Source organism: Lentzea sp. NPDC054927 (assembly GCF_053610285.1).
Genome location: NZ_JBSGXZ010000045.1, coordinates 14189 through 32680 on the forward strand (window position 1 = coordinate 14189; position 18492 = coordinate 32680).

Here is an 18492-nt window from a genome sequence, read left to right on the forward strand (position 1 = left end):
CGGCTGGTGTTGTTAACGCGTCTGATTCGTCCAATTCGGTGGTGATCAACCAGAATGGTCCAGGTGGGTGACGTCACGGTCGTACTGGGCATCGGCGCGGCCGTACTGCTGGTCTCCGTGATCGCGGTGCGGGTGTCGATCCGCCTCGGCCTGCCCTCGTTGTTGCTCTACCTCGGCATCGGCGTGCTCCTCGGCGAGTCCGTGCTCGGGATCAACTTCGACGACGCCGGCCTCACCCAGTCCCTCGGCATCGCGGCCCTCGTGCTGATCCTGACCGAGGGCGGGCTCACCACCCGGTGGTCGGCGGTGAAGTCCTCGCTGCGGCTGGGCATCGCACTGTCCACAGTGGCCGTCGTGGTGAGCGTCGCCGTGACCGGAACTGCGTTGCACTACCTGCTCGGCCTCGACTGGCGGATGGCGCTGCTGTGGGGTGCGGTGCTGTCGTCCACGGACGCGGCCGCCGTCTTCAGCGTCCTGCGCTCGTTGGGTGTCGGGCCGCGGCTCACCGGTGCGCTGGAACTGGAGTCCGGCCTCAACGACGCGCCGGTCTACATCGCCGTCGTGCTGCTGGCGTCCTCGGACGCGATCTCGTGGACCGCGCCGCTGCTGGTGCTCTACGAACTGGGTGCGGGCGCGCTCATCGGCGTCGCGCTGGGCTTCCTCGGCGGGGCCGGGCTGAGACGGGCGGCGTTGCCCTCCACCGGTCTGTACCCGCTCGCCACCGTGGCGGTGTGCGTGATGGCCTACACCGCAGGCGATCTCCTGCACGCGTCCGGATTCCTCGCCACCTACGTCGCCGCGCTCGTTCTCGGCAACGCCCGCCTGCCGCACCGCGCCGACACCCTCTCGTTCGCCGAAGGTCTCGGCTGGCTCGCCCAGATCGGGCTCTTCGTTTTACTCGGCCTCTACGCCTCACCGTCGCGGTTGCTCGACGTGCTGTTCCCGGCGTTGATCGCGGGTGTGGTGCTGACGTTCGTGGCACGGCCGTTGTCCGTCGTGCTCGCCTCACTGCCGTTCAAGGTGCCGTGGCGGGAACAGGCGTTCCTCTCCTGGTCGGGGCTGCGCGGCGCGGTGCCGATCGTGTTCGCGCTGATCCCGTTGATCCAGGGCGTCGAGGGTGCGCGCGAGCTGGTCGACGCGGTGTTCGTACTGGTCATCGTGCTGACCGTGGTGCAGGGCACGACGCTGCCGTTCCTCGCGCGACGCCTCGGGCTGGTGCGCACGGGGGAGGCGCAGGAGGTCCAGGTCGACTCGTCGCCGTTGGACGAGCTGGGCGCCGAGTTGCTGCAGGTGCACATCCTGCGCGGGTCGAAGCTGCACGGCGTCTACATGACCGAGTTGCGGCTGCCGGTCGGCGCCACGGTGAGCCTCGTGGTGCGCGGCGGGAAGAGTTTCACGCCACAACCGACGACCCGGCTCAACACCGACGACCAGTTGCTCATCGTCACCACCGAAGAAGCGCGCGACGCCGCTGAGCGGCGCATACGTGCCGTGGACCGCGCCGGTCGTTACGCCCGGTGGAAGGGCGAGACCGGCGATTAGTCGGTCTCCGAGGCTTCTCAGCATGTGATCGGGTGTCGACGAGGCGGTCACCCTCCGCTAACGTCGTCGGCAGGTCATGAGAGCCAGCGTCAAGCCCAAGCTTGCTGGCCGGCAACCCTCCAACCGCGGTGGGGTGCCCTTGGTGAGGACCTGGTCCGGCGCGTGGGGCGCCGGTCAAGCGCGGGCCTTCGCGACACGGGGCCCCTGGCCTCGGAGGCAGCTCGATGACGCTCGCGATCACCCCCAGCACCGCCACCACCGTTCCGGCTGTCGTCGGCGTTGACCTGCGCGTTCCGCTCGTCACCGGAGAGCGCGTCAGCTACGCCAACCTCGACCACGCGGCCAGCGCGCCCTGTCTGCAGGAGGTCCGCGACGCCGTCGACGAGCTGCTGCCCTGGTACGCCAGCGTGCACCGCGGCGCCGGGTTCGCCTCCCAGGTCTCGACCCGCGTCTACGAGCAGGCCCGCGACCGCATCCGCAAGTTCGTCGGGGCGCACTCCTCCGACGCCGTCGTCTTCACCCGCAACACCACCGATTCGCTGAACCTGTTGGCGCGCAGCGTTCCCAAGAACACCGCCGTCGTCCTGTTCGACAGCGAGCACCACGCTGCTCTGCTGCCGTGGCGCGGCCCGAACGTTCAGCGCGTCCCCGCTCCGTCCTCGTCCGGTGCTGCGGTAGTCGCACTGGACCGGGCTCTGGCCGCCGCCCCGGTCGGCCCTCGGTTCGTGATCGTCACCGGGGCGTCCAACGTCACGGGGGAGCTGTGGCCGGTCGCGGAGCTCGCGAAGGTCGCCCGCCGGCACGGTGCGCGGATCGCGCTCGACGCCGCGCAGCTCGCCCCGCACCGCCCGATCAACGTCCGCGAGCTGGGCGTCGACTACATCGCGTTCTCCGGCCACAAGATCTACGCGCCGTTCGGTGCGGGCGTGCTGGTGGGCCGCGCCGACTGGTTGCAGCAGGCCCAGCCGTACCTGGTCGGCGGCGGCGCGACGTCGAAGGTGACCGACCACGGTGACCGCCTCGGCGTGGCCTGGTCCGCGGTGCCCGAGCGGCACGAGGCCGGCAGCCCGAACGTCGTCGGCGTGCACGCGCTGGCCGCGGCCTGCGAGATCCTTTCGCGGCACTGGGAGCAGACGGTCGCGCACGAGCAGGAGCTGCTGGCCCGGCTGCAGGACGGCCTGCGCACGATCCCCGGCTTCCGCGAGCTGGCCATCCTGACCGACGTCGACAAGGTCGGCGTCGTCAGCTTCACGATCTCCGGCTTCGACGCGGGCTTCCTCGCGGCGGCGCTGTCCGCGGAGTACGGCATCGGCGTGCGCGACGGCGCCTTCTGCGCGCATGTGATCGTGGGTCGCCTGGTCAAGCAGGTCGGTTCGCACGAGGAACGCGCTGTGCGGGCGTCGATCGGCCTCGGCACGACGGCCGAGCACGTGGATCGTTTGGTGGCGGCGCTGCGCACTCTGGTCACCGAAGGTCCGAAGTGGACCTACACGCAGCGCGACGGCCGCTGGGTTCCCGAGGACGACAACCGAACCCTGCCGCCGTTCCTCGCGTAGTCCCGTTAGTGGACAATGACGTGGTGAGTGACGAGTCCAAGGCCGCGGAGAAGGTCTCCGGCAAGGCCGCTGAGAAGCCTGCTGAAGAGCAGGTCAGCGAGCCTGCGACGGTCGAGGGACCCGCCGTCGAGGCCGAGAAACCGGTCGTCGAGGAGAAGCCGGCGGAGTCCCCTGCGAAGGCGGAGGACGACGAGGTCGAGTTCTCGATCACCGGGTCGTTGCCGGAACCGCGGACCAAGACCCTCGCGATCCTGGCGGCCGGTGTGCTGGCCCTGGACGTGCTCACCAAGGTCGTGTCCGTGGCGTTCCTGGAGGACTCCGAGCCGATCAAGCTGTTCGGCGGCGTGCTGTACCTGACGTTCGTCCGCAACCCCGGTGCCGCCTTCGGGCTGGCCGAGGGCATGACGTGGATCCTCGCGCTGATCGCGCTGGGCGTCGCCGGGTTCATCTTCTGGATCTCGCGCAACCTCCGCTCCCAGGGCTGGGCCGTCGGTCTCGGCCTGGTGCTGGGAGGTGCCGTCGGCAACCTCGCCGACCGCCTCTTCCGCGAGCCGGGGCCGATGCGCGGCCACGTGGTGGACTTCCTGTCGCTGTTCGACCCGTTCGGGCGCGTGTGGCCGGTGTTCAACGTCGCCGACATGGCGATCGTCTCCGGTGGCGCGACCATCATCATCCTGGCGCTGATGCAGCACGACTACGACGGAACGGTGCACAAGGACGCTCCGGCCCCGGTGGAGCCGGACGGGCTGGCTGAGCCGAAGTAGCGGCTGCTGGTAAATTCAGGGTTCTGCCTGGCGCGGTCGGAGGCGAACTCCGGCCCCGGCGCCGTGAGGCGTACCCCAGCCAGAAGAAGGTCGAGGCCCCGCGTGAGCGGATACCGAACGCTGCCGATTCCCGACGGTTTGGAAGGCATGCGTGTCGACGCCGGCCTCGCGAAGCTCCTGGGCCTGTCGCGCACCGTCATCGCGGCCATCGCCGATGCCGACGACGTGCTGATCGACGGCCGGGTCGTGGGCAAGTCCGACCGGCTGGTGGCAGGGGCGATGCTGGAGATCACCCTCCCCGCTCCGCCGCAGCCGGTCACGGTCCAGGCGATCCCGGTCGAGGGCATGATCATCCTGCACGAGGACGACGACATCATCGTCATCGACAAGCCCGTTGGCGTCGCGGTACACCCGTCACCGGGCTGGACCGGCCCGACCGTCGTGGGTGGGCTGGTCGCCTCCGGACACCGGGTTGCCACCTCGGGTGCGGCCGAGCGGCAGGGTGTCGTGCACCGGCTCGACGTCGGCACCACCGGCGTGATGGTCGTCGCGAAGTCCGAGTCCGCGTACTCCGCTTTGAAGCACGCCTTCAAGGAGCGGACCGTCGAGAAGGTCTACCACGCGATCGTGCAGGGCCATCCGGATCCGATCAAGGGCACCATCGACGCGCCGATCGACCGGCATCCCAAGCACGACTACAAGTTCGCCGTGATGAACTCCGGCAAGCCCTCGATCACGCACTACGAGGTGATGGAGGCGTTCCGGGCGGCCTCGCTGGTCGAGGTCCATCTGGAAACCGGCCGCACGCACCAGATCCGCGTGCACTTCTCCGCGCTGCACCACCCGTGCGTGGGCGACCTGACGTACGGGGCCGACCCGACGTTGTCCAAGCGGCTCGGCGTCTCGCGGCAGTGGCTGCACGCCCGGCAGCTCGGGTTCCACCACCCGGCGGACGGGCAGTGGGTCACGTTCACCTCGGAGTACCCGGAGGACCTGGCCTCGGCGCTGGAGAAGCTGCGCGACGAGGGCTGATTGCGTCTGGGTAAATCATCGGTTGACGAGCTTTCATTTGATGTTAATCGGTGGCGTGCCTAGCGTTCTCGGCATGAACCTCATCGTCCTCGCAGCCGCCGGCCGGACCGGTCTCGCACTCACCCGTCAGGCTCTGGAGCGCGGCCACACCGTCACGGCGATCGCCCGCGATCCCGGGCGGATCAGCCTCGACCACCCGAACCTGCGCAAGGTCGCGGGCGACGTGAGCGACCCGGCGAGCATCGCCGCGGTCGTCGGCGCGGACTCCGTCGTGCTGTCCGGTCTAGGCACGGACGTCGCCGGCGTCCTGCACGACGGCGCCAAGGCGGTCGTCGCGGCCGAACCGCGGCGGATCATCTGGCTCGGCGCTTACGGCACGGGTGCGTCCGCCGATGCGGCGGGCGGGGGTGCCGCGGTGCTCTGGAAGGTGATGGGCGACCGGATCCCGGACAAGATCGCGGCGGACAACGCCGTTCTCGCCGCCGGTGGCACCGTCTTCCACGCCGGGGTGCTCAGCGACGAACCCGAGAGCCTCGCCCGGCGCACGGTCGGCCTGGACGCCGCGCCGCCGTTCGACCTCGGCGCCAAGGTCAGCCGCGAGACGGTCGCCGCGGCCATGCTCGACGAGGCTGAGGAGCCGCGCTTTCCCGGCGTCGTCGCGTTGCCGCTAAGCGCTTAGGGCCTCGGCGACCGTCGCTCGCACCTGATCGCGGAGCCACGCGTGGGCGAGGTCGGAGTCGTAGCGCTGGTGCCAGATGCAGTTGATCGGCGCCTCCGGGGACTCGGCCGGCAGCGGCCGGGTGACCAGTCCGAACGCCTCGATCAACGGGCGGCAGAGGATCGCCGTGGTGGTGACCAGGGCATCGCTCGCGGCCGCGATCTGCAACGCCGAGTGGACGGTCGCCACGGTGGCGATCACCCTGCGGTGCAGCCCAGCCGCTTCCAGCAGGTCGTCGATCGGGGCGGTGAGACGGCCGCGCCGGGAGACAACGACGTGCGGATGCGCCGCGTAGGCGGGCAGGTCGAGGTCGTCGGCCCCCGGATGGCCGGAGCGCAGGACCACGGCCAGCGGATCGGTGCCGAGCGTCTCGGTGCGGAACTCGGGAAGATCCGGGCTGCCGCCGCCGAGTTCGAGGTCGATCCGGCCGCGCCGCAGGTCGTCGGTGTCGGCGGAGTGCTCGGCGAGCACCCGCAGCCGCACGCCGGGTGCCTGCTCCGCGATCCTGCCGATCAGCACGGGGACCACCGACGACGCGAGCGCGTCGTGGCACTGGATCGTGAAGGTGCGCTCCAGGTCCGCGACGTCCAGCTCACGGCTCGGCGCGAGCACCGCGTTGGCCTGCCGCACCAGCCGATGCACCTCTTCGGCGATGCCGAGCGCGTACGGCGTCGGCGTCATCGAGTGGCCGGTCCGCACCAGGATGTCGTCGCCGGTCACCTTTCTGATCCGTCCGAGCGTCCGGCTGACCGCGGGTGACGACAGGTGCAGCCGCTCGGCCGCGCCCATGACGCTGCCCTCTTCGAGCAGGGCGTCCAGCACGGTCAGCAGGTTCAGATCCGCTTGCATGACGGTAAATCGTACTGACCCGCAAATTGCGTCTGACTCAATTGGAGAAGCCATGCTCGCCGCCACCACCGCCGCCGTCCGCCGCGCCGGAGCTCGAATGCTGAAGCGGTACTCGACGGAGTCACGCACGTCCGGCCTCGTCGAGCTCCTCGCGGCGGTCCGTGCCAACGACGCGGCCGTCGTCGACCTGCTGGGGCCGGAGCTGGCCCAGATCCGCCCCGGCGCCCAATGGCTCAACGACGAGCACGGCTCCGGTCCGCTGGAGTCAGGCGAGTGGTGGCTCGTGGATCCGGTGGGCGGCAACATGAACGCGGTCCACGGCATGACCGACTGGAACATCGGCGTGAGCCTGGTCCGCGACGGCCGGCCGGTGCTGGCGGTCGTGTACTTCCCGCTGTTCGACGAGATGTTCACGGCAGAGGAGGGCGGCGGCGCGTTCCTCAACGGCGTCCGGCTGCAGGTGTCCGGCAAGACCGCGCTGGACGGCGCGCTGGCCGGCACGGGTCAGGCCCAGCCGGGGCAGGGACCGGAGATGGCGGACCGGGTCGGTGCCTCGTACAGCGCGATGGCCAAGGAGGCTCTCTACGTCCGGATCTCCGTGCCGGTGACCCATCAGCTCGCCCAGGTCGCCGCGGGACGGATGGACCTGCACTGGCAGTACGACAACGTGCGCGCGCACGCGTCCGGTGTGTTGTTGGTGCAGGAAGCAGGCGGTGTCGTCACGGATCTCGACGGCAACCCGTGGGAGCTGACCACTCGTGAGTACCTCGCCGCCGCACCGGGTGTGCACGCCGCGGCGTTGAAGGTGCTCGGTGAGTCCTAGTCCTCGACGGTCCAGACCAGGGTGTTGAGGTCGACCTCAGGGCGGACGCTCCAGCGGACCTGGATCACCTCGGTCGCGTCCGGCAGCACGAACACGGTGTGGCCACCGGCGGTCTCGCCCGGCGACACGCCGAGCTTGTGCGCCGGGCGCGACGACAACGACACCGGCGCCTTGGTCACGGTCTCGCCGGTCTTGGTGACCAGGACGAGGTACATGTCCGGCAGCGAGGTGTAGGCGACCTGCGAGGTGTTCGTCACCTCGGTGTGCACGACGACGGAGCGTTCGCCCTCGGCGAGCTTGTAGCCGGCCGCGGTGAACAGGAAGTCGGCCGGGTCGACCACCTCGATCAGCTGGATCGAGAGGCGCGCGCCCTCCATGCTGTCGGCCTCGAGCGCGGTGCCGATCTTGCCGGTGCGCGAGACGGGCTTGGGCTGCGGCTGGTCCGCGCGCACCCAGCCCGCCGACTGGGGCGGACCCCAGGTGACCTGCGGCTGGGCGGGGAACGGCTGGCTGGCCGGGTTCTGCTGGTACGGCATCTGCTGCTGCGGGGCGACCTGGTGCGGGCCGCTCTGGTGCACGGCGTACGGGCCGGACGGAGGCGGGCCCATGTAGTTGCCGTACGCGGCGGCGTTCGCCAGCGCCCTGCGCAGGCCGTTCGGGTCGCCCTCGACGCCGACCAGCAGGGGCAGGCCGCTGCCGGAGAGCGTGATCAGGCGCATGGCGGCTTCGCGCGGGTCCATGCCCAGCCGCTGGGCGATCTCGTGCACGGCGGCGCGGCCCGACTCGGCCAGGACGGCGAGCAAGCGAGCGTCTACGGGATCAGGGGCCACCACGTGTCGAACGCTACCTTCCGCTCACGATCTTCGCGTCACCGCCCGGCTGGTCGGAGATCATCAGCTGGGCGAGGTTCGTCACGGGGTGTCGGCCTGCCAGCCCCTCCCGCTGGCCTGTAAGCTCGACCAGCGCGAGGACGTGATCGTCCCTTGTTTGCGCGAAAACGCTTGCTACACAAGGGGGTTGCCGGTGTCGGACTCGTTTGTGCATCTGCACGTGCACACCGAGTACTCGATGCTCGACGGTGCGGCGAAGCTCAAGGACATGTTCGCCGAGTGCGAGCGCATGGGTATGCCTGCCGCCGCCATCACCGATCACGGCAACATGTACGGCGCCTACGACTTCTTCAAGCAGGCGAAGGGCGCCGGGATCAAGCCGATCATCGGCATCGAGGCGTACATGGCGCCGGAGTCCCGGTTCAACAAGAAGCGCGTGTTGTGGGGCGACCCCGGCCAGAAGTCGGACGACGTGTCCGCGTCGGGTGCGTACACCCACCAGACGATCTGGGCGCGCAACGCCGAGGGCCTGCACAACCTGATGAAGCTCTCCAGCCTGGCCTCCACCGAGGGGCAGCTGGGCAAGTGGCCGCGGATGGACTCGGAGCTCATCGCCGAGCACTCCGCCGGGCTGATGGCGACGACCGGGTGCCCGTCCGGCGAGGTGCAGACGCGACTGCGGCTCGGCCAGGACAAGGAAGCGCTCGAGGCCGCCGCCAAGTGGCAGGAGATCTACGGCCGCGAGAACTTCTACATGGAGATCATGGACCACGGCATCGAGATCGAGAGCCGGGTCCGGGGCGGGTTGCTGGAGATCCAGCAGAAGCTGCAGATCCCGTTCGTCGTCACGAACGACTCGCACTACACCTACCCGCACGACAAGGACACGCACGAAGCGCTGCTGTGCATCCAGACCGGCAAGACGCTGCAGGACCCGACGCGGTTCAAGTTCGACGGCACGGGCTACTACCTCAAGTCGCCGGACGAGATGCGGGCGATCGACTCGAGTGACGCGTGGCAGGAGGGGTGCCGCAACACCCTGCTGATCGCGGAGAAGGTCGACCCGACCGGCATGTTCGACTTCAAGAACCTCATGCCGGTCTTCCCGGTGCCCGAGGGGCTGACCGAGGACCAGTTCTTCCGCGACGAGGTCTGGCGCGGCATGCACCGCCGGTTCCCGGACGGGGTCGACGACGAGCACACCAAGCAGGTGGAGTTCGAGATCGGCGTCATCCTGCAGATGGGCTTCCCGTCGTACTTCCTCGTCGTCGCGGACTTCATCAACTGGGCCAAGGCGAACGGCATCCGCGTCGGACCCGGCCGTGGTTCGGCCCCCGGCGCGCTGATCGCGTACGCGCTGGGCATCACCGACCTCGACCCGCTGCCGCACGGCCTGATCTTCGAGCGGTTCCTGAACCCCGACCGCGTCTCGCCCCCCGACATCGACATCGACTTCGACGAGCGCCGGCGCGGTGACGTCATCCGGTACGTCACGGAGAAGTGGGGCACGGCGAACGTCGCCCAGGTCATCACGTTCGGCACGATCAAGGCGAAGGCCGCGATCAAGGACTCCGCGCGAGTCCTCTACGGCCAGCCCGGTTACGCCGTCGCCGACCGCATCTCCAAGGCCATGCCGCCCGCCGTCATGGGCAAGGACATCCCGCTGTCCGGCATCTTCGACTCGTCGCACAAGCGGTACAACGAGGCCACCGAGGTCCGCGGGCTCTACGACACGGACCCGCAGGTCAAGGAGATCATCGACACCGGCCGCGGGCTCGAGGGCCTGATCCGCAACGCCGGTGTGCACGCCTGTGCGGTCATCATGTCCGCGGAACCGCTGATGGACCACATCCCGGTCTGGATGCGCCCGCAGGACGGTTCGATCATCACGCAGTTCGACTACCCGACCTGCGAGACGCTCGGCCTGCTGAAGATGGACTTCCTGGGGCTCTCGAACCTCACGACCATCGACGACGCGCTGCGCAACATCGAGCTCAACGGCAAGGGCAAGATCGAGATCACCGACGGCGCGCAGGTGCCGTTGAACGACAAGAAGACCTACGAGCTGCTCGGCCGCGGCGACACGCTGGGCGTGTTCCAGCTCGACGGTTCGGCGCTGCGCGACCTGCTGCGGCTGATGAAGCCGGACAACTTCGAAGACGTCTCGGCCGTCATCGCCCTGTACCGGCCGGGCCCGATGGGCGCGAACTCGCACATCAACTACGCGCTGCGCAAGAACAAGCAGCAGGAGATCACCCCGATCCACGAGCAGCTGCGGGACTCGCTCGCGGACATCCTCGACACGACCTACGGCCTGATCGTCTATCAGGAGCAGGTCATGGCGATCGCGCGAAAGGTCGCGGGCTACACGCTGGCCCAGGCGGACCTGCTCCGCCGCGCGATGGGCAAGAAGAAGAAGGAGATCCTCGACAAGGAGTTCGAGGGCTTCGAGAAGGGCATGCTCGACAACGGGTATTCCAAAGAGGCGATCAAGACCCTCTGGGACATCCTGGTCCCGTTCGCCGACTACGCGTTCAACAAGGCGCACTCCGCCACCTACGGCGTCATCGCGTACTGGACCGCGTACCTCAAGGCGAACTACCCGGCCGAGTACATGGCCGCGCTGCTCACCACGAACTCCGACAACAAGGACAAGTCGGCGATCTACCTCGCCGAGTGCCGCCGGATGGGCATCACGGTGCTCCCGCCGGACGTCAACGAGTCCGAGCGCGAGTTCGCCCCGGTCGGCAAGGACATCCGCTTCGGCCTCGGCGCGATCCGCAACGTCGGCGCGAACGTCGTCGACTCGATCATCAAGGCGCGCAAGGAGAAGGGGAAGTTCGTCGACTTCTCCGACTTCCTGCGCAAGATCGATGCCACGGCCTGCAACAAGAAGGTCGTCGAATCCCTGATCAAGGCGGGCGCCTTCGACTCGCTCGGCCACCCGCGCAAGGGCCTGCACATGGTCCACGTGGACGCGGTCGACGCCGTGATGATCACGAAGAAGGAAGAGGCCAAGGGCCAGTTCGACCTCTTCGGTGGCGGTGACGCGGACGACGAGGACATCGCGGGCGTGTTCGACGTCAAGATCCCGCCGGAGCAGTGGGAGTCCAAACACCAGCTCGCTCTGGAACGGGAGATGCTCGGCCTCTACGTCTCCGGGCACCCGTTGAACGGCGTCGAGCACGTGCTGGAGTCCTACTCCGACGCCTCGATCGCGCGGATCCTGGAAGGCGACGTCCAGGACGGCCACCAGGTCACCATCGGCGGCATCCTGGCCTCGGTGACGCGGCGGGTGAACAAGAACGGCGAGTCGTGGGCTTCTGCCCAGCTGGAAGACCTCGTCGGTGGCATCGAGGTGCTGTTCTTCCCGAAGAGCTTCATGGTGCACGGCATGTCCGTGGTCGAGGACGCGATCGTGCTGGTCAAGGCCCGCGTGGCCAAGCGCGACGACCGCATCTCGCTGATCGCGAACGACCTGGTGGTGCCGGACCTGAGTGAGATCGGGTCGCGGGCGATGAAGCTCAAGATGCCGGCCACCAAGTGCCGGCCGGAGATCGTCACGCAGCTCAAGGACGTGCTGAAGGCGCACCCCGGCTCGACCGAGGTGCACCTGAGCCTGATCATCAACGCCTCGCGCAACACCGTGCTGAAGCTGGACGACGCGCTGCGGGTCGCACCCACGCCGTCGTTGATGGGCGACCTGAAGGCCCTGCTCGGGCCGAGTTGCCTCGGTTAGAGATCCAGGACCACGTCGGTTTCGGGCAGCGCGCAGCAGACGAGCGCGCTGCCCGGAGCCGGTGGTTCCAGCGGATCCGGTTGGTGTGTGAGGGTTCCGGACAACACCGGGGTCACGCAGGTGTGGCACACGCCCGTGCGGCATGACCAGCGGGTCGGGACGTCGCACGCTTCGGCCAGTTCCAGCACGCTCGTGTCGTTGTCGCGCCACGCCACCGTGAGGCCGCTGCGGGCGAACGTGATGCGCGGGCCGGTTCCGGTCGGGCCGGAAGGATGGTGCGGCGCAACGGACTTCGCGTCGATCAGCCCCGGGTTGATGGACGAGCGAGCGCCGAACAGTTCGGAGTGGATGCGCGTGGAGTCCAGTCCGAGGTCGATGAGGGCGGCGCGCATGTCGGCCATGAAGGCGTCGGGTCCGCACAGGTATGCGGTCGCGTTCGTGGGTAGCGCAAGGGCGGCGAGGTCGTCACGGGTGAGGCGTCCGTTGTCCGAGTAGTGGACGATTTCGTGGCGAGGGCTGAGGTTGCGCACCTCGCTGGCGAACGCGTGGTCGGTCGATCTGGTGGTGTGCAGCCACCAGACCTCACGGCCGCTGCCCTTCAGCGCGTGCAGCATGGCCAGCACCGGGGTCGCGCCGACACCCGCGGACAGCAGGATCACCGGATCGTCGCCGGACGTGAGGACGAAGTCACCTCGGGGAGCGGCGACGTCGAGTGTGTCGCCGACCTTCAGCTCGGTGTGGAGGTAGGTGCTGAGCGCGCCGTCGCGTTTGACGCTGATCCGGTACGAACCGGACGAGAGCGAGTAGCTGCGCACGCCGATGCCGGGCACGCGCACGGTGACGTACTGGCCGGCTCCTGCGGGTGGAAGATCGTCACCGGCGAGGTGGAACGACGTCACGGTCGGGCTCTCCGGCATGATCGCCGTGACCCGCAACGGCCGGAAGCCCTCCCAGCCAACGGGTTCGTGCTCCTGCGGGGTGAGCAGGTCGCGGAACGATCCCTGCCAGCCAGGGCTCAGGGCGGGGATGTCCACGGCTTTGCGGAGCTGCTCCGGATCCTTGCCGGGCAAGTACAGCAGCGCGTCGACGTCCGCCACGCTCATCCGGTGGCGGCCGACCTGGGTGCGGACGATCTCGTCGCCTGCCCGCACTTCGCCCTCGGTCAGCACGCGCAGGTAGAAGCCAGGCCGGCCGTGCGCGACCATCAGTGACGGCATTCGAGGTTCGCCGAGCCGCATGCCGACGCGGTAGCAGGTGACGCGTGGTTGCGTGACCTCGAACTCGGCCTCGCCGATGCGGAACCGGTCGCCGATGTGCACCTCGGCGTCGGCCAGGCCCTCGACCGTGAAGTTCTCGCCGAACTGGCCGAACTCGAGATCGTCGCGGCACAGTTCGGAACGCCAGTGCTCGTACGACTCCCGTTGGTACACCAGCACTGCGCGGTTCTCGCCGCCATGGCCGCCGAGATCGCCCTGGCCGTCACCGTCGATGTTGAGCCTGCGGACCATCAACGGCCCGTCGGCGGGCTGCTTGAAGATTCCGGTGTGGACGGTCCGGCCGTGCCACGACACGTCCTTCGGCAGTCCGACGTTGAGCGAGAGCAGGCGTGCCATCACTGGCCTCCGCGGGTGCGCTGGTAGTGGCGGCGGGCCTTCATTCTGTTGCCGCAGACCGCCATCGAGCACCAGCGGGCGCTGTTCGGCTTGCTGTGGTCGATCAGGAACAGGCGGCAGTCGGGGTTGGCGCACGGCCGCAACCGGCCGGGGCTGGACACCCGCAGTTCGTCCCAGGCGAGCACGGCCCGTGCGGCGGCGGCTCGTCCGTCAGGTAGGTCCAGGCGCCAGGTCACGCCACTGTCGTCGACTCCGGCTACGCGGTGGACGCCCTCGACGAACGGCGTCAACGACACCGGCTCACCTTTGCCGCGCACGACGGCTTGCAACGCCGTGCGTGCCTCGACGACAGCCCGCCATTCGTCCTCGGAGGCCGGGAGATCGCGTCCGGACAGCCAGCGCCGGCCCGCCTCGACGTCGGCGAGGTCGTCGCGCGGTACGCCGTCGATGACCGGCGTGGTGTTCAGCAGGTCCAGCAGCAGGGCCTCGCTCATGCCTAACCTCCAAGGTTGCCCTTGACAGGTTATAGGACGGTCTGCCTAACTATCAACAGTCATTTAAAGGGTTAGGAGGACGTCATGGGCCTGTCGTGGCAGCAAGGACCGTTGGGCGCGAAGGCGGTGGGGCAGTTCCTCACCCCGGAGCCGTTCCCGGACCATTTGCTGTTCGTCGAACCGCTGCGCCGCCGCATGCGCGTGCGGTTCGGCGGGGAGTGGGCCGCCGACAGCGAGGACGTCGTGTTGCTGCACGAGCCCGGCCGGTATCCGGTCGCCTACTTCCTGCGGGAGGACGTCACGGGGCTCGAAGAGGAGACGCGCACGACGAACCATCGCGACCTCGGCGCGACCGCGTGGTTCGCGGTGGGTACGGCGAAGCACGCGGCGTGGCAGCACATCGACCTGCCCGGTTACGCGAAGGTGCTGGAGGGTCGGGTCGCTTTCGCCTGGCGCGCAGCGGATGCGTTCTACGAAGAGGACGAACGCATCGTCGGGCACGCGGCGGATCCGTACCACCGCAACGACATCCGACGGACCTCGCGGCATCTCGTCGTCCGTGACGGTGACCGGGTCGTGGCTGACACGAAACGGCCTTTCGTGCTCTACGAAACGGGTTTCGCACCGCGCTGGTACGTGCCACGCGCCGACATCGTGGCCGATGCGCTCAAGCCCGTCGAAGGCGAGACCTTCTGCCCCTACAAGGGTTTGGCGAGCTACTACGACATCGGCGACCGCAAGCGCGCCGCCTGGTCCTATCCGGAGGCGTGGGCCGAGGTCGCCCAGATCTCGGACTGGGTCTCGTTCGAACCGGACGTCGTCGACGTGTACCTCGACGGCCGCAAGCTTTCCTTGGAGCCAGGGCAAACCGTTGTGCCGCACGGCGTTGACCGCGGACTCACCCCGGAAGAGATCAAGGAGCAGCGATGAAGGTGCTGGTCATCGGTCGTGACAGCGGCATCGCCGGTGCGGTGGCCGCGAAGGTGCGCGCCACCGGCGGCACCGTTGTGCTGGCGGGACGCAACCAGGACGAGCAGGTCGACCTGACCGACGAGAGCAGCATCGCCGCGCTCGCCGAACGGGTCGGCAGCGTCGACCACGTCGTGTCCACCGCATCGGCCAGGGCTCGCGGCACCGTCGCGGACCTGAACCGCGACGCCGTGCGCGCGTCGTTCGACGTCAAGGTCATCGGCCCGATCCTGCTGGCCAGGCACTTCGCACCGCGCATGCCGGCGAACGGCTCGTTCGTCTTCTTCTCCGGTGCGTCCGCCCGCAAGGTCATGCCGGGCATGCTCGCGGTGGGTGCCACCAACGCCGCCGTCGACGCGGTGACCAGAAGCCTTGCCGTCGAGCTCGCGCCGATCCGGGTCAACGCGATCTCGCCCGGCACCGTCGACACCGGGGCGTACGACGGTCTCGGCGACGAGAAGAAGGCCGCGCTGTTCGCCGCTCGTGAGGCCACGAGTCCCGCGGGGCGCGTCGGGCGGGCCGACGAGATCGCCGACGCCGTGCTCTTCGCGCTCACCAACACGTTCATGACCGGCGTCTCGCTGGGTGTCGACGGTGGAGAGGTGCTGGTCTGAGATGGACTACCGCATCGAGGTCATCACCGTCTGCACGAAAATGGCCGGATTCGAGTTGGATGTCGACTATCGGCCCAATGACCAATTCCGCGTCATTCAGCTCACTGCGCCGGATTTGGGTTGCAGGTAGAACTGTTGCGGCACGAGGTGGGCATGCTCGCCTGGCGGGGCGGATTCGTGCAGGAACGAGGATCGCTCGAGAAATAGTGGCGGGAGTTGAGTTAACGGGGTTAACTGGGTGGGGTGACGACACTCACCCGGTTGCCCGACGACTACGTCCAGAACCCGCACGAAGTGCACGACATGCTGCGCGCCGAGGGGCCCGTGCAGGAAGTCCACATGCCGCGCGGGCTCAAGGTCTGGCTCGTGACCCGGTACGACGAGGCGAAGATCGCCCTCACCGACCCCAGGGTCAGCAAGAACGTCCAGGAGGGTGGCCACCTCTTCGACGTCCACGCCCCGGCCAACGCGGGGCGCCGCGACTTCAACCAGGCGCTGTCCGTCCACATGCTCAACATGGACGCCCCCGGCCACACCCGGCTGCGCAAGCTCGTGAACAAGGCGTTCACCGCGCGCCGGATCGAGCTGATGCGGCCGCGCATCAACGAGATCGCCGCCGAGCTGATCGCGAAGCTCAACGACGGTGACGAGGTCGACCTGCTGGAGGCGTTCGCCTTCCCGCTGCCGATCACGGTGATCTGCGAGCTGCTCGGCATCCCGATCGACAACCGCGACGAGTTCCGCGAGTGGTCGAACACGTTGCTGTCGTTCGGTTCGAACGAGGACATCGTGCACGCTTCCGGTGCGATGGCGGCGTTCCTCTACGGGCACGTCGACAAGGTCTCCGCCGAGGAGCCGGACGACACGTTCTTCTCCGCGCTCGTGCACGCCGACGACTCCGGCGACCGTCTCGACCGCAACGAGCTCGTGTCGATGGCGTTCCTGCTGCTGGTGGCCGGCCACGAGACGACGGTGAACCTCATCGGCAACGCGGTGCTCGCGTTGCTGCGCAGCCCCGACCAGCTGCAGATCCTCAAGGACCGCCCCGAGCTGATCCCGGCCAGCGGTGAGGAGTTCCTGCGCCTGGAGGGACCGGTCAACATCGCGACCTTCCGCTACACCACGGAGCCGCTCGAGCTCGGCGGTGTCACGATCCCCGAGAACGAGATCGTCATGGTGTCGCTGGTGGCGGCCAACCGGGACCCGCAGCGGTACGAGAACGCCGATCAGCTCGACGTCACCCGGTCCGCGCAGGGACACGTCGCGTTCGGGCACGGCATCCACTTCTGCCTCGGCGCGCCGCTGGCCCGCCTGGAGTTCGACGTGGCGCTGACGCAGCTGCTCGCGCGGTTCCCGAACCTGCAGCTCGCCGCGGAGCCGGAGACGTTGGTGTGGCGGGACAGCACGCTGATCCGCGGCCTGCACACGCTGCCGGTCCGGTTGGCCTAGAGCGTGGTCGCCTAATCTCGGGCAGGTGGACGACCTGCTGAAGCTCGACCAGGCGCACGTCTGGCACCCGTACGGCCCGATGCCGGGCACCCAGGAACCGCTGCTCGTCTCGGAAGCCTCGGGTGTCCGGCTGACGCTGGCGGACGGCCGGGAGCTCGTGGACGGCATGTCGTCCTGGTGGGCGGCGATCCACGGCTACCGGCACCCGGTGCTGGACGCGGCCGTCACCGAGCAGGTCGGCCAGATGAGCCACGTGATGTTCGGCGGGCTCACGCACGAGCCCGCCATCCGCCTGGCGGCCAAGCTCGTCGAGATCACCCCTGAGCCGTTGCAGCACGTGTTCCTGTGCGACTCCGGCTCGGTGTCCGTCGAGGTCGCCATCAAAATGTGCATGCAGTATTGGCGTTCGCAGAACCGGCCGGAGAAGCGCCGGCTGATGACGTGGCGCGGCGGCTACCACGGGGACACGTTCAACCCGATGTCCGTGTGTGATCCGCACGGCGGCATGCATTCGCTGTGGAGTGGAATCCTGCCGGTCCAGATTTTTGCAGACAGTCCACCGGCGGAATTGGACACTGCATACGTTCAGCATCTCGCTGACCTGGTCGAACAGCACGCCGACGAGCTCGCCGCCATCATCGTCGAGCCGGTCGTGCAGGGTGCCGGCGGTATGCGATTCCACGACCCGCGCTACCTGCACGTGCTGCGTGAGCTGGCGTATGCACACGATGTACTGCTGGTGTTCGACGAGATCGCGACCGGTTTCGGGCGCACCGGTGAGCTGTTCGCCGCCGACCACGCGAACGTCAGCCCGGACGTCATGTGCCTCGGCAAGTCGCTGACTGGTGGCTACCTGACGATGGCCGCCACGCTGTGCACGTCACGGGTGGCGGACGGCATCAGCAAGGGCGAGGTGCCGGTGCTCGCGCACGGGCCGACGTTCATGGGCAACCCGCTCGCGTCGGCGGTGTCGCTGGCGTCGATCGACCTGCTGCTGTCCCAAGACTGGAAGCGTGAGGTAGCCCGCATCGAGAACGGCTTGAATGAAGGCCTCGCGCCCGCACGCGCGTTGCCCGGTGTTCGGGACGTGCGCGTGCTGGGCGCTATCGGTGTCGTGCAGCTGCATGAGCCCGTGGACATGGCACGGGCCACCGAGGCGGCTGTGGACGCGGGTGTGTGGCTGCGGCCGTTCCGCGACCTGATCTACACGATGCCGCCGTTCGTCAGCACGGACGACGACGTCGCGGCGATCTGTCAGGGCGTGATCGCGGCGGCGAGCTGAGTGTCGGTCGGCTCGACCAGGAACTCGCCGTTCGGGAGCACGACGACGGGGATCTGCTTGCGACCGGAGATCTCGATCGCCCGGTCGCGCGCCTCGTCGTCGTTCTCGACGTCGACGTAGGTGAACGGCACGTTGTTGCGGGTCAGCCACGACTTCGCGCGGCGGCAGTCACCACACCATTCGGCGCCGTACATCACGATCGGTTGCTCAGTCATGCC

The 18492-nt window shown here is 68.5% G+C and carries 17 protein-coding genes and 1 riboswitch; of the genes, 12 read left to right on the forward strand and 5 right to left on the reverse strand.

Features of this window, described 5'->3' with window-relative positions; genetic code table 11:
• Window positions 1–54: 54 nt before the first annotated feature.
• The 5 genes from ACWGE0_RS38015 (at window position 55) to ACWGE0_RS38035 (ending at window position 5573) form a co-directional block, all read left to right on the forward strand.
• A complete protein-coding gene (locus ACWGE0_RS38015; RefSeq protein ID WP_452265715.1) occupies window positions 55–1542 on the forward strand; it encodes a potassium/proton antiporter in 1488 nt (495 codons plus the stop codon).
• A gap of 72 nt (window positions 1543–1614) precedes the next feature.
• Window positions 1615–1729: riboswitch (SAM riboswitch) on the forward strand.
• A gap of 37 nt (window positions 1730–1766) precedes the next feature.
• Window positions 1767–3098, forward strand: coding sequence for an aminotransferase class V-fold PLP-dependent enzyme (locus tag ACWGE0_RS38020; RefSeq protein WP_452265716.1), 1332 nt, complete (start codon window positions 1767–1769; stop codon window positions 3096–3098).
• A 23-nt stretch (window positions 3099–3121) separates the two neighbouring features.
• Window positions 3122–3862, forward strand: a complete 741-nt coding sequence (lspA, locus tag ACWGE0_RS38025; RefSeq protein WP_452265717.1) for a signal peptidase II — start codon at window positions 3122–3124, stop codon at window positions 3860–3862.
• 147 nt (window positions 3863–4009) lie between these two features.
• Entirely contained in the window at window positions 4010–4894 is an 885-nt protein-coding gene (locus tag ACWGE0_RS38030; RefSeq protein WP_452265776.1) for an RluA family pseudouridine synthase, read from the forward strand.
• A 73-nt stretch (window positions 4895–4967) separates the two neighbouring features.
• The gene (locus ACWGE0_RS38035; RefSeq protein ID WP_452265718.1) at window positions 4968–5573 is read left to right on the forward strand and encodes an NAD(P)-dependent oxidoreductase; all 606 of its coding nucleotides are present in this window, start codon (window positions 4968–4970) and stop codon (window positions 5571–5573) included.
• On the opposite strand, the gene ACWGE0_RS38040 is transcribed toward ACWGE0_RS38035, so the two are convergent.
• Window positions 5562–6461: a LysR family transcriptional regulator gene (locus ACWGE0_RS38040; protein WP_452265719.1), complete on the reverse strand. Its 900-nt coding sequence runs from the start codon at window positions 6459–6461 to the stop codon at window positions 5562–5564. The two genes, ACWGE0_RS38035 and ACWGE0_RS38040, sit on opposite strands and share 12 nt — an antisense overlap.
• Before the next feature lie 52 nt (window positions 6462–6513).
• On the opposite strand from ACWGE0_RS38040, the gene ACWGE0_RS38045 reads away from it, so the two are divergent.
• Window positions 6514–7284, forward strand: coding sequence for an inositol monophosphatase family protein (locus ACWGE0_RS38045; protein WP_452265720.1), 771 nt, complete (start codon window positions 6514–6516; stop codon window positions 7282–7284).
• Here the strand turns inward: ACWGE0_RS38045 and ACWGE0_RS38050 are convergent.
• Window positions 7281–8117, reverse strand: coding sequence for an AsnC family protein (locus tag ACWGE0_RS38050; RefSeq protein WP_452265721.1), 837 nt, complete (start codon window positions 8115–8117; stop codon window positions 7281–7283). The genes ACWGE0_RS38045 and ACWGE0_RS38050 overlap by 4 nt on opposite strands.
• A gap of 190 nt (window positions 8118–8307) precedes the next feature.
• On the opposite strand from ACWGE0_RS38050, the gene dnaE reads away from it, so the two are divergent.
• Complete coding sequence (dnaE, locus tag ACWGE0_RS38055; protein WP_452265722.1) at window positions 8308–11853, forward strand: DNA polymerase III subunit alpha; 3546 nt, start codon at window positions 8308–8310, stop codon at window positions 11851–11853.
• Here the strand turns inward: dnaE and ACWGE0_RS38060 are convergent.
• Both ACWGE0_RS38060 and ACWGE0_RS38065 read right to left on the reverse strand, forming a co-directional pair.
• Entirely contained in the window at window positions 11850–13466 is a 1617-nt protein-coding gene (locus tag ACWGE0_RS38060; protein WP_452265723.1) for an MOSC domain-containing protein, read from the reverse strand. The genes dnaE and ACWGE0_RS38060 overlap by 4 nt on opposite strands.
• On the reverse strand, window positions 13466–13960 hold the full coding sequence (locus tag ACWGE0_RS38065; protein WP_452265724.1) for a CGNR zinc finger domain-containing protein: 495 nt from the start codon (window positions 13958–13960) through the stop codon (window positions 13466–13468). The genes ACWGE0_RS38060 and ACWGE0_RS38065 overlap by 1 nt, the downstream gene beginning before the upstream one ends.
• An 84-nt stretch (window positions 13961–14044) precedes the next feature.
• On the opposite strand from ACWGE0_RS38065, the gene ACWGE0_RS38070 reads away from it, so the two are divergent.
• The 5 genes from ACWGE0_RS38070 to ACWGE0_RS38090 all read left to right on the forward strand — a co-directional run bounded on the left by ACWGE0_RS38070 (window position 14045) and on the right by ACWGE0_RS38090 (window position 18274).
• The gene (locus ACWGE0_RS38070; protein WP_452265725.1) at window positions 14045–14890 is read left to right on the forward strand and encodes a DUF427 domain-containing protein; all 846 of its coding nucleotides are present in this window, start codon (window positions 14045–14047) and stop codon (window positions 14888–14890) included.
• A complete protein-coding gene (locus ACWGE0_RS38075; protein WP_452265726.1) occupies window positions 14887–15543 on the forward strand; it encodes an SDR family oxidoreductase in 657 nt (218 codons plus the stop codon). The genes ACWGE0_RS38070 and ACWGE0_RS38075 overlap by 4 nt, the downstream gene beginning before the upstream one ends.
• Before the next feature lies 1 nt (window position 15544).
• Complete coding sequence (locus ACWGE0_RS38080; protein ID WP_452265727.1) at window positions 15545–15673, forward strand: hypothetical protein; 129 nt, start codon at window positions 15545–15547, stop codon at window positions 15671–15673.
• A gap of 113 nt (window positions 15674–15786) precedes the next feature.
• Complete coding sequence (locus ACWGE0_RS38085; protein WP_452265728.1) at window positions 15787–16992, forward strand: cytochrome P450 family protein; 1206 nt, start codon at window positions 15787–15789, stop codon at window positions 16990–16992.
• Between the two features lie 79 nt (window positions 16993–17071).
• Window positions 17072–18274: an adenosylmethionine--8-amino-7-oxononanoate transaminase gene (locus ACWGE0_RS38090; RefSeq protein WP_452265777.1), complete on the forward strand. Its 1203-nt coding sequence runs from the start codon at window positions 17072–17074 to the stop codon at window positions 18272–18274.
• Here ACWGE0_RS38090 and ACWGE0_RS38095 read toward each other — a convergent pair.
• Window positions 18247–18489 carry a glutaredoxin family protein gene (locus ACWGE0_RS38095; RefSeq protein WP_452265729.1) on the reverse strand — a complete coding sequence of 81 codons (243 nt, stop codon included), beginning with the start codon at window positions 18487–18489 and terminating at the stop codon, window positions 18247–18249. The genes ACWGE0_RS38090 and ACWGE0_RS38095 overlap by 28 nt on opposite strands.
• Window positions 18490–18492: the final 3 nt, after the last annotated feature.